Origin of the sequence: Cryobacterium ruanii (assembly GCF_004404055.1) — a bacterium.
GTDB classification, from domain to species: Bacteria; Actinomycetota; Actinomycetes; order Actinomycetales; family Microbacteriaceae; genus Cryobacterium; species Cryobacterium ruanii.
Genome location: NZ_SOHK01000004.1, coordinates 124,415 through 138,870, shown reverse-complemented (window position 1 = coordinate 138,870; position 14,456 = coordinate 124,415). Strand labels below are relative to the sequence as shown.

Here is a 14,456-nt window from a genome sequence, read left to right as displayed (position 1 = left end):
AGCCGTGCAAACGACGGGCAGATACTGTCAGTAATCTGTAGAGATGGAATCGACGTGGCTGGTGTTGCTGTCACTGGCACTCGGACTCGGTGTCGGTGCCGGATTCGTGCTGCTGCTGCACGTAGCCGAGCGTCACGGGCGTCGCGCCTCCGAGGTCGTCAATCCGGCCGTGCCCGACGGTATCGACCAGGTGCTCGACGCCCTCGAGACCGCCGGGGTCGTGCTCGACCCGTCGAACAACGTCATCAAGACCAGCCCCGGCGCACTCACCCTGGGCCTGGTCTGGCACCAGCAGCTCGTGCATCCCGAACTGCTCGAACTCGCCCGGCAGGTGCGGCAGACCGGTGAGCCGATCAGTGAAGACCTCGTGCTGTCCCGCGGCCCGTTCGGCGACGCGAGCATGCGCTTTCGGGTGCGCCTGGCTCGGCTCGGCACCCGCTACGTGCTGCTGCTGGCCGAAGACCGAACCGAAGCTTTCCGCCTCGACGAGGTGCGCCGTGACTTTGTAGCCAACATCAGCCACGAGCTCAAAACCCCCATCGCGTCCGTTGGTCTCCTCGCTGAGGCCCTCGACAAGGCAGCGGATGAGCCGGAGCAGGTTCGCCGCTTCGCCAACCGGTTGACGACAGAGTCGGCCAGGCTCGGCCGGATGACCCAGGAGATCATCGAACTGTCCCGGCTGCAGGCGCAGGACGCCCTGGCCGAACCGGAGAATCTCAGCGTCGACGACATCGTCGCCGCCGCAGTGGACCAGAGCCGCGTCGTCGCCGAGGCTGAGCGCATCACGATCGTCATCGGCAAAAAGTCCGGCGCCCGGGTCTTCGGCGACGAAGCCCTGCTCACCGTCGCCGTGCACAACCTCGTCGCCAATGCGGTGAACTATTCCCTCGAAGGGTCGCGGGTCGGCGTCGGTGTGCGCCTGCAGAAAGGCATCGTGGAGATCACCGTGACCGACCAGGGCGTCGGCATCGCGGAAGCCGATCTCGACCGTGTCTTCGAGCGGTTCTTCCGCGTCGACCAGGCCAGGTCCCGGCACACCGGGGGTACCGGCCTCGGCCTGTCCATCGTCAAACACGTCGTGCAGAACCACGGCGGTGACATTCGCGTCTGGTCGCAGCCTGGCAGCGGATCCACCTTCACCATCCGCCTTCCCGAGGCGGCTGAGCCCATCATCGAACCCCGCCCGAACAAACCGCGACCGGTCGCTCGTGCGGCTGCAGGAGACACACTATGACACGCATCCTCTTGGTTGAAGATGAGAGCGCTTTGAGCGAGCCGTTGAGCTTTCTACTTGAACGTGAGGGCTACGAGGTTGTCGTGGCCGAAGACGGGCCGAGCGCGATCAACGAATTCGACCAGAATGGCACCGACCTGATGCTGCTCGATCTCATGCTGCCCGGCATTCCGGGCACCGAGGTGTGTCGGGAGATCCGCACCCGCTCGACCGTGCCCATCATCATGCTCACCGCGAAGGATTCCGAGATCGACATCGTCGTCGGGCTTGAACTCGGCGCTGATGACTACGTCACCAAGCCGTATTCAACCCGCGAACTCGTCGCCCGCATTCGCGCGGTGTTGCGCCGTCACGAGGATCAGAGTGCGTCCGACGTCGACAGCATGCTGTCGGCCGGCACGGTACGCATGGATGTGGAGCGGCACGCCGTGACGGTCTCCGGCGAGCTCGTGAACATGCCCTTGAAAGAGTTCGAACTGCTCGAGTTTCTGCTGCGCAACGCCGGGCGGGTGCTCACCCGCGGCCAGCTCATCGACCGGGTCTGGGGCACCGACTACTTCGGTGACACCAAAACGCTCGACGTGCACATCAAACGCATCCGCTCCCGCATCGAAGCTGCCCCCTCCGAGCCGGTCATGCTCGTCACCGTGCGCGGCCTCGGCTACCGCTTCGAAGCATAGAAAAAATTAGGCCGCCGTCCCCGAGGGGATGGCGGCCTGATTCGTTTCTTGGCGGGTTACGCGGCGGGTGTGGCCGACGGCGTCGGCGTCTCGGTCGGCGCGAGCGTGGGCAGCAATCCGTCGTATTCGGCCTGGAAGCCGGTCAGTACGGGCAGCAACAGCTCGGTCCCTGTCTCCTCGCCATACTGGAAGAACACCGGGAATAGCGAGCCGGGCTGGCTGTCCATGTTCTCAAGAATGACCGACGGGGCGCCGGCCGTGCCGAACGTCACGGTCGTGTTCGCCTCGACGGGCACGCTCTGTGAGACCTTGCCGGTGCTGGACTCGTACTGCACGAGCACGCTCGTGAGCGTGTCTGTCGGGTTCACGACGGTGACGACCAGGCTGGCCAGTTGACCATCGGTAGAGAACAGGATGCCGTTGCGAATGTGCAGCTCGCCCACTTCGCCACTGACGCCGTCGCTGGCGTCATAGGCGATCGAGGTGGCCGGCGATGCGAAGAACCCGCATGCGCTCGTGCCCAACAGAATGCCAGCCGTCAATACAACGGATGCAGCGATGCGCGCTCTCACAAAACCTCCACTACTGAAGCAGCGTTCGACGGTGAGCCGTCGCTGCAGAAATTCGCTCTGTTCTTAGCTTAGCGGCGTGTTTGCGCACGCGAATGTCGACAGCCTGCCTCGCGGGGGCGCGCGTACTGTAGCACCTCTAAGCTGTGGTAACCTAGAGCTCGCTGAAGGGATGACGTTCATGCTGTTTGAGGTTGGCGAAACCGTTGTTTATCCCCACCACGGCGCTGCGATGATCACCGAGGTGAAAACCCGCATCATCAAAGGTGAGGAGAAGCTGTACCTCAAGCTGAACGTCACTCAGGGCGATCTCACTATTGAGGTTCCCGCTGAGAACGTCGACCTTGTCGGCGTGCGCGATGTGATCGGCAGGGAAGGCCTTGATCGGGTCTTCGAAGTGCTGCGCGCACCGTTCACCGAAGAGCCCACCAATTGGTCTCGCCGGTATAAGGCCAATCTTGAAAAACTGGCCAGCGGTGATGTGATCAAGGTGTCAGAGGTCGTGCGCGACCTGTGGCGTCGCGACCAGGACCGCGGCCTGTCCGCCGGTGAGAAACGCATGTTGGCCAAGGCCCGCCAGATTCTCATCAGCGAGTTGGCCCTGGCCGAAAAGACCGATGAAGAGAAGGCTTCCACCGTTCTCGACGAGGTTCTTGCTTCTTAACTGATGGGTCGCGCTGCCGACGTCGCTTCAGACTGTCAACTTGCCTGCGACGGTGCGATTCGGATGTGAATGAAGTAACCTCTGCAAGGCATGAAACTGCACAGCAACCACCCGATGCTTTGGTTTCTCGGAGATCCCTATAACCTATGAGTCAACCAAAACTTCCCCAAATCGCCGTAATCGTTTTGGGGGCCGGAAACGGTACGCGCCTCGGACGCGCAGAGCCCAAAGCGTTCGTGCACCTGGCGGGGCGCCCCACCCTCAGTCACGCCCTTGAGGCCGTTTTCGGAATGCGGGAATCGCCGCAGATCATCGTGACCGTTCCGCAGTCGTTCGTACCTATGGCCATCGAGCTGGCACGGGCCGTTCCGGGTAACGTCGGCGACTCGGTCACCGTCGTTGTCGGCGGTTCAACGCGGCAACAATCGGTCGCTGCGGCACTGCTGGAATTGGCGCCATCGGTCGAGATCGTTCTGGTTCATGACGCGGCCCGGCCGCTGACCCCGAGCGTGCTGTTCGACTCCATCGCCGCAGAGGTGCAACGCACGAAGGCAGCTGTGGTGCCCGGCCTTCCGGTGGCCGACACAATCAAGCGCATTGATGAGTCCGGCCTCGTCGTCGAAACCGTGGATCGATCAGAGCTCACCGCCGTTCAGACTCCGCAGGGGTTTCCGCGCGACGAGTTGGTCCGCGCCCACGCGCTGGCCGACGGCGAATTCACCGATGACTCTGCTCTGGTCGCTGCTGCGGGCTACGCTGTGTCGGTCATCGCCGGCGACTCGCTCGCGTTCAAGATCACAACCGCCTGGGAGTTGCGCCGCGCTGAACAGCTTTTCAGTGGATCCGCTGCCGCGGGGATTCGCGTGGGAACCGGGACGGATGCTCATGCGTACGACGATGGCACCCCCATGTGGTTGGGGGGACTGTTCTGGCCCGGAGTAGCGGGACTAAAAGGGCATAGTGACGGCGATGTCGTCTGCCATGCCATCTGTGATGCCATGCTGTCCGCAGTGCGACTCGGCGACATGGGAAGTGTTTTCGGCACGACGGAGCCGCGGCTGGCTGGTGCGCGGGGTGAAGTATTCCTTCGTGAAACGCTGGCCCTCGTCAAGGACGTTGGGTTTGTTGTCGGCAACGTCTCCGTGCAGCTGGTGGGGAACAGACCGAAATTCGCACCGCGTCGTCTCGAATCCGAATGGCTCCTCAGTCACCTTCTCAACGCGACCGTCAGCATTTCGGCGACGACGACCGATTCCCTGGGTTTTACCGGACGAGGCGAGGGTATGGCCGCCATCGCGACGGTGCTCTTGCATGCTCGCACAGCGGCGGAACCGGCCATCGCCGTGTAATCGTCGGGCCGGCCACCCCGATAGCTTTTCACGACTTGCGCGCCTCTGAACATACGTGCATACTTGGCACAAACGTGAATATGCTACTCACAAAGGTGCGCGTCCCTCATTTACGGAGCCACAGCTGTGGGTGCTCTTGGGTAAACCAAGATTCCTACTTACCGCTCCGGAAGGGCGCGCATCATGAAACAGATCGCCGTTGATCCTGAATTATCTGTGTCCGTACTGCGCACAATGTGGAAGATCCGTCGTTTCGAAGAAGCAGTAGAAGATCTCTATGGTCGTGGACTCATGCACGGAACCATGCACCTCTCCATCGGGCAGGAAGCAGTGCCGACGGCCGCCTGCCTGGCTTTGAACATCGACGACTACATCACCTCGACCCACCGCGGACACGGTCACTGCATTGCCAAGGGCGCCGACATGGAGCGCATGATGGCCGAGCTCCTCGCGAAGGAAACAGGTTACTGCCGTGGTCGTGGCGGTTCGATGCACATCGCGGATACCGCTACGGGAAACCTGGGGGCCAACGGCATCGTCGCCGGAGGCATACCGATCGCTGCGGGAGCAGCGTTATCCGCCAAAATGCGCGGAACCAAGCAGGTTGCAGTGTCGTTCCATGGAGACGGCGCCATGGGCGAGGGAGCCTGGCACGAAGGCGTCATCCTCGCGGCCATGTGGCAACTCCCCGTGGTCTTTCTGTGTGAGAACAACATGTACGGTATGTCGATGCCGGCCGCTGCGGCCTTCAACCTTGAGAAGCTGTCCGATCGCGCCAAGGGCTACGGAATTCCCGGAGTAACCGTCGATGGCAACGACATCCAGGCAGTCTACGAAGCGACCCAGGAGGCCGTCGACCGGGCCAGGGATGGGGGCGGTCCAACCTTCATCGAGGCCAAGACCTACCGCTGGAGGGGGCACTCGAAGTCCGACAAGAATCTCTACCGCACGCGAGAAGAGATCGAAGAATGGCGCTTGCGGGACCCGATCCCCAAGTTCGAGGACATCGTCCGTGCGGCCGGCACGCTCACCGACGACGACCTCGAAGCAATCCGCACCAACGTTCGAACCGAGCTGCGCACCGCTGTACAGCGCGCGAATGCTGCTCCCGATGCCACCGCGGATGACCTGCTCTCCGCCGTTTACGCGAGGTAATGGCCATGACGCCCACACAATCAACCCTTGCCGCCGTCGAGACTACGGTCATGACCTACGCCGAAGCAATTCGTGAAGCTCTCGCTCTCGCCATGGCCGCCGACCCGGCTGTCTTCCTCATGGGTGAGGATGTCGGAACCTATGGTGGCGCCTTCGGCGTGACCGGCGAGCTGATGCATACGGTCGGTGCTGACCGAATCCGTGACACGACTATCAGTGAGCTGGGCATCGTCGGCCTCGGTGTCGGTGCCGCCATGACGGGTATGCGTCCGATCGTTGAGATTCAGTTCTCCGACTTCACGGCACAGGCGATGGATCAGATTGCCAATCAGGCCGCGAAAATCCACTTCATGCTCGGCGGTGCCGTCAACGTTCCCATGGTGATCCGCGCACCCGGCGGATCCGGTACCGGTGCGGCTGCCCAGCACTCGCAGAGCCTGGAGGCCTGGTTCGTGCACGTTCCTGGACTCAAGGTGGTCATGCCGGCTACGGCGGATGATGCCAAGGGGCTGTTGCTGGCTGCCATCGACGACCCGAATCCGGTGATGTTCCTAGAGCACAAGCTCCTCTACAAGACCACCGGCGACGTCAGCGTCGGGAACGCCCGAATTCCCCTCGGAGTCGCCGCAGTGCGCCGACAAGGAACCGACCTCACCATCATCGCCACCGGCATCGAGGTCAGCCGGTCGATGGAGGCGGCCGAGGAGCTGGCCAAGATTGGCATCAGCGCCATGGTCGTCGACCCGCGCACGCTCAAGCCGCTGGACACCGACACCATTCTGCGCACGGTCAAGGCCACCGGTCGAGTACTGCTCGTGCAGGAAGCCGTGCGCACCCTCGGGTTCATGTCGGAAATCTCGGCGATCATCGCCGAGTCCGATGCCTTCACCCACCTGCGTGCCCCGATTAAGCGCCTAGCCGGCCTCGATATCCCCATCCCCTATGCACCGAAGCTCGAACGCGCTGCCGTGCCACAGGTCGAAGACATCGTGCGCGCTGCCACCGATCTTGTTCGGGAGTGGTAAGATGGTTGACCTGCCACTGACCATGCCGAAGATGTCCATGACCATGGAGGAAGGCACCATGGTCGCCTGGCTGAAGAACGAGGGCGACTTCGTGAAGGCCGGCGAGGCAATTTGCGAGGTGGCCACCGATAAGGTCGATATGGAGGTCGAGTCGCCCTTCGACGGTACGCTCGCCCGGATCATGGCCTTTGAAAATGATGTGATCAAGGTGGGTGTCGCCATCGGCATGATCACCACTGACGCCGATGACCTGCTCGGTGGAGTCTTCGACGAGCCGGTGCCGGAGGCATACGTCGAGCCCGTCCGCCCGATCAAGTCGGCCATAGTTGCGCCGGAGGCGGCTGCCATTCTCGCGGTACCGGCCAGCACTCCCGTCGCTGCGACGCTCGCAGCCACGCCCGCCCCCGTCGTAACCGCGGCATCCGCTGCCACCGCAGAGTGGATGCCTGCTGTTCCGCTCGCCCGCGTCATCGCGCGCGAACACGGCCTCGAGCTGCGCACGATCATGCCAACCGGGCCGTGGGGAACGATCCGGGTAGCGGATGTCGAGGGTGCAATTTTCGGAACCACTGGTGCGCCGATCGCGCGCGCCGTTCCAGCGCATATTGTGGCACCCGCACCCGCACCCGCACCAGTACCAGAGGCGGTTGTGGCACCGGCAGCCGATGCCCCATCGATCGATGCGGCCGCCGGCCGCCGCCGTCGCACCCGGCTGCAGGTCGCCCGGGTTATGACGGCTTCGGCACTGGTACCCCAGTTCACCGCCTTTCTCGAACTGGACCTGTCGAAATTGGCGCGTGTGCGCAAGACCGAACTCGGCGGGGCCAGTTGGACCGCTCTTTTGGTGCGCGCGCAGGCACTCGCCCTCCGCGGGCTGCCGCAGCTCAATGCCACGTGGACGACCGACGGTGCCGTGCCCAAGGACGACATCGGGATTGCCCTCGCCATAGATGCGCCGAACGGCCTCCTGGCGCCCGTCCTGAGAAATCCGGACGCAGTCCCACTTGCGGAGCTGGTGCGAGAGATCAACGAGGTCATCGTCGCGGCCCGGGACGGTAAGACCGACCCATCGCGGCTCACCGGCGGTACGAGCGTGTTCTCCAACCTCGGAGGGCTTGGCGTGGACTCGTTCAATGCCCTGCTGACACCGCCGCAGGCGACGGCCCTCTCGGCGGGAGCAGTGAAGGATCGGATAGTCATCACCGACGGCGCTTTTGGTGCCCGTCTGACCTGCATCGTGGGAATCACAGTCGACCATCGAGTCGCCGATGGTGGAGACGCCGCTCGTTTTCTCGCTAGTCTCAAGGAAATAGTTTCCACTCCACAACGCTTGCTGGATGGCATCGTTTCTTGAACAACCCGGTACCTTTCTCCAATCGGAGGCGTCGTACCTTTCTCCGCTCGGAGACCAAGCCAATGGATGGAAAATGACTCAACGAACTGTACGCGTGGCCTCCGAACACGGTCTGCACGCGCGCCCTGCCTCGCTTTTCACAAAAGCCGTCAACCGTAGTGGCGTCGCCGTGACGGTCACCAGGGGGGACAAGTCCGCCAACGCCGCAAGCATTCTCGGTGTGATCTCTCTGGGCGTCATGTGCGGCGAAGAAGTGTCGATCGAGGCGAGCGGCGACGGAGCCGACGCGATCCTCGACGAGCTGGTGGAGTTGCTCGGGCGTTCGGACTAAGCGTCACGGGTGGCTCCGCCGCCGTGGCATGCTCCGCCTACTTTCCAAACAAAAGTGTAGTAAAACATCACATATGTGATTATGATCTAAAAGAACACAGTCGATGATGACACTTTCCTGGTCTCAGGAGTCGGCAATTCATCCAATGCCGACAACCCTGTTGCGGCTTAGAGAGGTAGAACAATGATCGGTATCTTGGACCTGGTCGCCAGCGTGGTCGACCCGGCACCTCCCGTTCCATCAGGCGACAACCCCGTTCTGATGGCATTCACGTGGGGCGCCGAGCAGTTCATCGGGTTGTTTAATGCTTCGGGCGCTGCCTTCATGGGGCTCGTCACCGGAATCCTTCCCACCCTGATCGTGCTGTTGACGCTGATGTACGCAGTCACGACCTGGATCGGTGAAGCACGAATGACACGTGCCGTGCAGTGGTCGGCCCGATGGGCAATCACCCGCTACACGGTCATGCCCGTGATCGCCGTCATCGTGTTGACCAACCCCATGTGCTACTCCTTCGGAATGTATCTTCCGGAACGTCAGAAGCCGGCGTTCTACGATTCGGCCGTGTCGTTCGTGCACCCCGTAACGGCCTTCTTTCCGCACGCTAACGCCGGCGAGATTTTTGTCTGGACGGGTGTCGCCGCTGGAGTCCTCAAGGTCAGCCCGGGCTCCTACGCGCAACTGGCACTGCTCTACTTCGTCACCGGGATTGTGGTGATCTTCATTCGCGGCGTGGTTACGGAGCGGATCACCAAGATGCTCATTCAGCGCGAGGGGCTCACCGAGGTCTTCGACAACTATGACCGGGCCTTTGCCGCGGCATCCGCCGCGTCACGTTCCTCCAAAAAGACCACTCTTGCGCCCATCGATGGGATGGCTTAACCATGTTGAAAACTCAATACAATGATGTATTTGTCAGCGCTGGCAACGGCGGATGGGGTGCCGGACTTCTGGTCAGTCCCACCAACGAGCGAAACGTTGTGCTGTCGGTCACCGGGGGAGGCATTCATCCCGTCGCCGCTCGAATCGCTGAACTTTCCGGAGCAGAAGCGGTTGATGGATTCACGACGGGGATGGACGACGCTCGAGTTGCGGTCGTCGTCATTAACTGCGGAGGCACGGCCAGAATCGGCGTCTACCCAAAGAAGAAGCTCCTAACCGTTGATGTGTTCCCCGGTGAGCCTTCGGGCCCGCTGGCTAAATACATCACCGAAGACCTTTTCGTCTCGGCCGTCGGAGTGAGCAACGTTGCCATAATCGACGGTGCGCTGGCGGCCGCTCCCGTGGCAGAAGCACCGGCCAGTGCTCATGTCAGCAGCTCGCGCCCAACCGTCGTTCCCCAGGAGCGAATCCGGGTGCAGCCGCAACGCGGCGGCAGGAAGGGTGTCGTCGGGGCGTTTTCCGCCGCGGCGGCGGGCTTCGGTGCCATCGTGGGAAACATCATCAACACCCTGTTGTCGTCGGGTCGCCAGGCCATTCAATTAACCCTCCAGACAATCCTTCCGTTCATGGCTTACGTGAGCCTGCTCATCGGGTTCGTCACGTTCACCGGAATCTCCACCTGGATCGCCAATGCTGTGACTCCGCTTACGTCCAGCCCATGGGGTCTGATTCTGCTCGGTGTGATCACCGCGCTGCCCTTTCTGTCGCCCATCCTTGGGCCGGGAGCGGCAATCGCGCAGGTCGTCGGTGTGCTCATGGGTACTCAGATCGCCACGGGTGCTCTGCCGATTGCCTATGCCCTGCCGACGCTCTTCGCCATCAACGGACAGGTCGGGTGTGACTTCGTGCCGGTCGGCCTGGCCCTCGGCGAGGCCAAGCCAGAGACAATTGCCGTCGGTGTTCCTGCGGTCTTGTTCTCCCGCCTGATCACCTCACCGATCGCGGTCATCATCGCCTGGTTGGTCAGCTTCCTGCTGTAGTCCTTCGCAAGTCCAATCGCGGCACTCCAGCCTTCGTCACCACCGGATAGATAGTGAGCATTCCCATGGAGCAGTACTTTCACAGCGAGGTCGTCTCGATTGGCGAAGACGCTATTGAAATGGTCGAGGGCGGTGTAGTCATCTTCTTCGGGGAACCGTGTCCGGCGGAACTGGCCGAAGTGAGCATCGTGCACAAGTCCATCGCGCATGACCCGCAGCGCGATCCCCAGCCGGGAGACGTGTTGCGGGTCGGCGATGCTCAAGTCACCGTCACTGCGGTTGGGGAACGCGCAGGAGACAACCTGCGGCAGCTGGGCCACATCGTGGTCTACTGCAACCCCGAGCTCGGAACGAACCTCCTTCCCGGTGCTCTGCACGCGCAGGGCAATTTGGGCCTTCCGCAACCGGGCGCCACGATCGAACTGATTGTGGGTGCCTAAGTGGACACCGGAAGATTCGCTCTGTTTCTATTGGGCGCGCTGCTGTTGAGCGGCCTGTTTAGCTACTTTCAGCAGCGCGCCTATACCGGAGTGACCCGGCGACTGGCGCAGCAGTTCGCCGGCAATAGCACCCACGTTCTCGTTTCCGGCCGCAGCAAGGGTATCCTCCGCGGTGCAGTCGTCGTCCTCGTTATCGATACGAGCGCACGAGAAGTGCTGGCTGCCGAGGCCATGGTTGGCCGAAGTGTGCTGGCCAAGTTTCGCGTACGGGCGGAACTTCTGGGGTCCTCCGTCACGGTCGTTGAACGTGCCACGGGCAAGAGCGTGAAGAAGGCCGTTCAGGGCTGCCTGGAACAGGCCGAGATCGTGCGCCGCAAGGGGGCCGGCAATCGGGCGCCGAGTCGTTCGGGACCGGCGCGCACCGAACCCGCCTAAGCCCGGTTCGCGCCGCATTCTTTCGCCGCAGCGGGCGATTCGCCGGCGTCGTTGGGACCACGCTCACGCATTAATGTGTTCACATAAGTGAGAATTTCGAGCACATACATGCATGAAATTCAATTATTACTGGAGGATCTGATGGGCTACACACGCAAACTGCTTGAACGAGAAGCGAAACTCGGTCGCCCGGTCCGGGTTGGTCTGGTCGGTGCCGGTCAGATGGGATCGGGTTTCATCGCACAGATCGCACGCCAGAAGGGCGTGGACATCACCGCCGTCGCTGACGTCGCGGTCGAGAAAGCGATCGCCGCCCTGCACAACGCTGGTATCGACGACGTCGTTCAGGACAGCGATGTTTCAGTGTTGAGCCAGGCGATCGAGGCGGGTCGCCACGTCGTCGTAAACGACGCACTGGCCCTCACAAAGCTCCCGATCGACCTCGTCATCGAATGCTCTGGTGTTCCGGAGATCGCGGCGAAGGTTGCGTTGGCCTCCCTGCTGGCCGGCAAAGACGTTGCACTGATGACCGTCGAGGCTGACGTGACTGTCGGATTGCTCTTGGCGCGCATTGCCGCCCAGACCGGAAATATCTACACGGTTTGCCGCGGCGATGAGCCGGTGGAATGCCTCAAGCTGGTGGAATACGTGCAGGACATCGGACTCGAAGTTGTGTGTGCGGGCAAGGGCAAGAACAATCCATTAAACAGCGCAGCCACTCCCGCCATGCTGGTCGAGGAAGCGGCCGCCAAGGGCATGAACCCGCGAATGCTGTGCAGCTTCGTGGACGGCACCAAGACCATGATCGAGATGGCGGCCCTCGCGAATGCCGCCGACCTGCAGCTGAGCAAGCGTTCCATGAATGGACCGCCGGCCACCGTTCCAACCCTGCACGACATTTTCAAGCCTAAGAGCGACGGCGGCATCCTTCCCGCGAATGGAGTCGTCGATTACGCGACCGGCCCCGTCGCTCCCGGTGTCTTCGTCGTTGCCAAGGCTGATGACGACGTCGTGCGGGAAGAGCTTCGCTACCTCAAGCTCGGCGACGGCCCGTACTTCTCCTTCTACCGCCCATACCACCTCGCGAGCGTTGAGGCCGTGCTCTCGATCGGTGAGGTCATCATCGATCGCCAGGCGTCGCTCGCTCCGGCCGCCTGGAACGCCGACGTGTCGGCGATGGCCAAGCGTGACCTCGTCGTGGGCGAGAAGATTGATGGCATCGGTGGCGAACACGTTTATGGTGATGCCGTCTCTGCCGTCGAGGCCCGCGCTGGTCGCGAACTGCCGATTGGTCTTGCATCCGCTGCCACGCTGCGTCGCAACGTGGCGCAAGGCACCCCGATCACCTACGACGACGTCACGCTCGACGAGACCAAGACGATCGTGATCCTGCGCAAGCTGCAGGATGCGCTGCTGACCGATGGACTCCTTGAAGATACCCAGCTGCTGTCGCTGATCAAATAGCGACCGGCTAGATCGCCGGACATCACCGTTCCCCAATGAGCTGTGATGTCCGGCTTTGCGGGTTAACGAGATGGTTGAACGTTGAACAAGAGGAGTACTTCCGTGAAGGAACTGTGCGGTATTGGCGTCGGTCGGACCATGGCGCTCGGCCCGGTGTTACGCATGCCGGCCGCCCTGTCGGAACCGGAGCTGGCTCTTCGCACTACTGATGCCCGGGCCGAACAGCGCCTGGTCGGCAGTGCGCTCGCCACGGTCTCGGCCGATTTGCTCCAGCGCGGTGAAGCAGCGAGCGGTGTAGCGCAGGACGTGTTGGAAGCACAGTCGATGATGGCGCAGGACCCGGCGCTCGTCGATGAGGTGAACGCGCGGATCGACGCTGGCAGTACCGGAGAACGCGCGGTCTTTGAAGCTTTTACTGAATTTGCCGCCCGTCTCACGGAGCTGGGCGGATACCTGGCTGAACGAGCCGCCGACCTGCACGACGTCGCGCAGCGGATCATCGCTGTGTTGCGGGGGGTACCCGCACCGGGCCTGCCGAAATCGCAGACGCCGTATATTCTCGTGGCGCGGGATCTGGCCCCGGCCGACACGGTGCTTTTGGACCCGCTCCTGGTGCTTGCGCTCGTCACGAGTGACGGTGGACCGACCTCGCACACAGCGATTCTGGCGCGCTCTCTCTCCCTTCCGGCCGTCGTTGGCGTCGACGGCGCGGATGAGCTACTGGAGGGCACCACAATCATCGTCGATGCTGCAACCGGCCGGATCACGGTTGGCCCGGGGAGCGTGGAGCTTGCCGCTGCGGAGGCTCGAATAGGGGCACTTGCCGCAGAACAACACATCGAGCTTGCCCCCGGTGCGCTGCGCGATGGAGAGTTGTTGCCATTGCTGGCCAATCTGGGATCCAGCGCGGACTGCGCCCAGGCCGTGCGCTTAGGGGCCGAGGGAGTTGGGCTGTTTCGCACGGAATTCCTCTTCTTGGACTCCCAGACCGCGCCTACGGTTGCCGAGCAGCAGGCGCACTACACGTCCGTCTTGGCGGCCTTTCCGGGGCAGAAAGTGGTCGTGCGATGCCTCGACGCCGGTGCCGATAAGCCGTTGAAGTTTCTGCACGGGGGCCGGGAGGAGAATCCGGCCCTGGGCCTTCGCGGGCTCCGGGCGCTGCGGGCCAATGAAGAAGTGCTGCGCGATCAACTCACCGCCCTCGCTGGTGCCGAGCGCGCTACCAGCGCCGAACTCTGGGTGATGGCGCCGATGGTCACGGATCTGGCGGAGACCAGATATTTTGTTGAGCTCGCCCGAAAGCTGGGCGTTCGTGTGGCCGGAGTGATGGCCGAGATTCCTTCCCTCGCGCTGATGGCCGATCAGGTAGTACTCGCCTGTGACTTCGTGAGCATTGGAACGAACGATCTCACGCAGTACACGATGGCTGCCGACCGCATGCTGGGCTCCGTCGCGTCGTATCAGGACCCCTGGCACCCTGCCGTGCTGCGATTGGTCAAGCTCATCGGCGACGCTGGTACGGGCGCTGGCAGGCCGATCGGTGTCTGTGGTGAAGCTGCCAGCGACCCCCTCTTGTCCGTTGTGCTGGTCGGCCTCGGTGCGACGTCGCTCTCGATGACCGCGGCAGCCCTGGCGGATGTTCGGGCCGAACTTCTGCGATACACGCGTGTCGAAGCCGCGCAACTCGCCGCCCGTGTTCTCGGAGCTTCCAGTGCGGCCGAAGCACGCGCCTTAGCTCGGGACTTCGTAGCGAACTCGCTCTAGCACGCAATAGCGGCACGGAGAAAGGGGGAGTTCAAAGAGCCGCCTCTTCGTGCCGTGAACGAGTCGTGCC

Annotated in this window: 15 protein-coding genes; 14 read left to right on the top strand and 1 reads right to left on the bottom strand. The window is 62.5% G+C overall.

The window, feature by feature from the left end:
- Positions 1-43: 43 nt before the first annotated feature.
- Together E3T47_RS01405 and E3T47_RS01400 are read left to right on the top strand one after the other, a co-directional pair.
- A complete protein-coding gene (locus E3T47_RS01405) occupies positions 44-1,234 on the top strand; it encodes a sensor histidine kinase (protein WP_134553855.1) in 1,191 nt (396 codons plus the stop codon).
- Positions 1,231-1,914, top strand: coding sequence for a response regulator transcription factor (locus E3T47_RS01400; RefSeq protein ID WP_134553854.1), 684 nt, complete (start codon positions 1,231-1,233; stop codon positions 1,912-1,914). The genes E3T47_RS01405 and E3T47_RS01400 overlap by 4 nt, the downstream gene beginning before the upstream one ends.
- A 56-nt stretch (positions 1,915-1,970) precedes the next feature.
- Here the strand turns inward: E3T47_RS01400 and E3T47_RS01395 are convergent, their stop codons facing one another.
- Positions 1,971-2,486, bottom strand: a complete 516-nt coding sequence (locus E3T47_RS01395; protein WP_134553853.1) for a hypothetical protein — start codon at positions 2,484-2,486, stop codon at positions 1,971-1,973.
- A 178-nt stretch (positions 2,487-2,664) separates the two neighbouring features.
- Between E3T47_RS01395 and E3T47_RS01390 the strand changes: the two genes are divergently transcribed.
- From E3T47_RS01390 to ptsP, 12 genes are all read left to right on the top strand, one after another.
- Positions 2,665-3,147 (top strand): CarD family transcriptional regulator, encoded by a 483-nt coding sequence (locus tag E3T47_RS01390; RefSeq protein WP_134553898.1) that lies wholly within the window; start codon positions 2,665-2,667, stop codon positions 3,145-3,147.
- Positions 3,148-3,293: 146 nt separating this feature from the next.
- Positions 3,294-4,496 carry a 2-C-methyl-D-erythritol 4-phosphate cytidylyltransferase gene (ispD, locus tag E3T47_RS01385; RefSeq protein WP_134553852.1) on the top strand — a complete coding sequence of 401 codons (1,203 nt, stop codon included), beginning with the start codon at positions 3,294-3,296 and terminating at the stop codon, positions 4,494-4,496.
- Positions 4,497-4,679: 183 nt separating this feature from the next.
- Positions 4,680-5,651 carry a thiamine pyrophosphate-dependent dehydrogenase E1 component subunit alpha gene (locus tag E3T47_RS01380; protein ID WP_134553851.1) on the top strand — a complete coding sequence of 324 codons (972 nt, stop codon included), beginning with the start codon at positions 4,680-4,682 and terminating at the stop codon, positions 5,649-5,651.
- Positions 5,652-5,656: 5 nt separating this feature from the next.
- Entirely contained in the window at positions 5,657-6,676 is a 1,020-nt protein-coding gene (locus tag E3T47_RS01375; protein WP_134553850.1) for an alpha-ketoacid dehydrogenase subunit beta, read from the top strand.
- Position 6,677: 1 nt separating this feature from the next.
- Positions 6,678-8,030, top strand: coding sequence for a dihydrolipoamide acetyltransferase family protein (locus E3T47_RS01370; RefSeq protein WP_134553849.1), 1,353 nt, complete (start codon positions 6,678-6,680; stop codon positions 8,028-8,030).
- Positions 8,031-8,103: 73 nt separating this feature from the next.
- Positions 8,104-8,361, top strand: coding sequence for an HPr family phosphocarrier protein (locus tag E3T47_RS01365; protein ID WP_134553848.1), 258 nt, complete (start codon positions 8,104-8,106; stop codon positions 8,359-8,361).
- Positions 8,362-8,544: 183 nt separating this feature from the next.
- A complete protein-coding gene (gene srlA, locus E3T47_RS01360; protein ID WP_241981843.1) occupies positions 8,545-9,243 on the top strand; it encodes a PTS glucitol/sorbitol transporter subunit IIC in 699 nt (232 codons plus the stop codon).
- A 2-nt stretch (positions 9,244-9,245) separates the two neighbouring features.
- Complete coding sequence (srlE, locus tag E3T47_RS01355) at positions 9,246-10,283, top strand: PTS glucitol/sorbitol transporter subunit IIB (protein WP_134553847.1); 1,038 nt, start codon at positions 9,246-9,248, stop codon at positions 10,281-10,283.
- 53 nt (positions 10,284-10,336) lie between these two features.
- Positions 10,337-10,723, top strand: coding sequence for a PTS glucitol/sorbitol transporter subunit IIA (locus tag E3T47_RS01350; RefSeq protein ID WP_241981842.1), 387 nt, complete (start codon positions 10,337-10,339; stop codon positions 10,721-10,723).
- Positions 10,724-11,158 carry a transcriptional regulator GutM gene (locus E3T47_RS01345; protein ID WP_134553846.1) on the top strand — a complete coding sequence of 145 codons (435 nt, stop codon included), beginning with the start codon at positions 10,724-10,726 and terminating at the stop codon, positions 11,156-11,158.
- 141 nt (positions 11,159-11,299) lie between these two features.
- On the top strand, positions 11,300-12,622 hold the full coding sequence (locus tag E3T47_RS01340; RefSeq protein ID WP_134553845.1) for an NAD(P)H-dependent oxidoreductase: 1,323 nt from the start codon (positions 11,300-11,302) through the stop codon (positions 12,620-12,622).
- Between the two features lie 102 nt (positions 12,623-12,724).
- Positions 12,725-14,386 carry a phosphoenolpyruvate--protein phosphotransferase gene (gene ptsP / locus E3T47_RS01335; protein ID WP_134553844.1) on the top strand — a complete coding sequence of 554 codons (1,662 nt, stop codon included), beginning with the start codon at positions 12,725-12,727 and terminating at the stop codon, positions 14,384-14,386.
- Positions 14,387-14,456: the final 70 nt, after the last annotated feature.

Bases quoted from the DNA above. Each gene is read 5' to 3' on its own strand.
- E3T47_RS01370 (WP_134553849.1), top strand. From the start codon at position 6,678: ATGGTTGACCTGCCACTGACCATGCCGAAGATGTCCATGACCATGGAG.
- E3T47_RS01390 (WP_134553898.1), top strand. From the start codon at position 2,665: ATGCTGTTTGAGGTTGGCGAAACCGTTGTTTATCCCCACCACGGCGCT.
- ispD (WP_134553852.1), top strand. From the start codon at position 3,294: ATGAGTCAACCAAAACTTCCCCAAATCGCCGTAATCGTTTTGGGGGCC.
- E3T47_RS01405 (WP_134553855.1), top strand. From the start codon at position 44: ATGGAATCGACGTGGCTGGTGTTGCTGTCACTGGCACTCGGACTCGGT.
- E3T47_RS01400 (WP_134553854.1), top strand. From the start codon at position 1,231: ATGACACGCATCCTCTTGGTTGAAGATGAGAGCGCTTTGAGCGAGCCG.
- E3T47_RS01340 (WP_134553845.1), top strand. From the start codon at position 11,300: ATGGGCTACACACGCAAACTGCTTGAACGAGAAGCGAAACTCGGTCGC.
- E3T47_RS01365 (WP_134553848.1), top strand. From the start codon at position 8,104: ATGACTCAACGAACTGTACGCGTGGCCTCCGAACACGGTCTGCACGCG.
- E3T47_RS01375 (WP_134553850.1), top strand. From the start codon at position 5,657: ATGACGCCCACACAATCAACCCTTGCCGCCGTCGAGACTACGGTCATG.
- E3T47_RS01380 (WP_134553851.1), top strand. From the start codon at position 4,680: ATGAAACAGATCGCCGTTGATCCTGAATTATCTGTGTCCGTACTGCGC.
- srlE (WP_134553847.1), top strand. From the start codon at position 9,246: ATGTTGAAAACTCAATACAATGATGTATTTGTCAGCGCTGGCAACGGC.
- srlA (WP_241981843.1), top strand. From the start codon at position 8,545: ATGATCGGTATCTTGGACCTGGTCGCCAGCGTGGTCGACCCGGCACCT.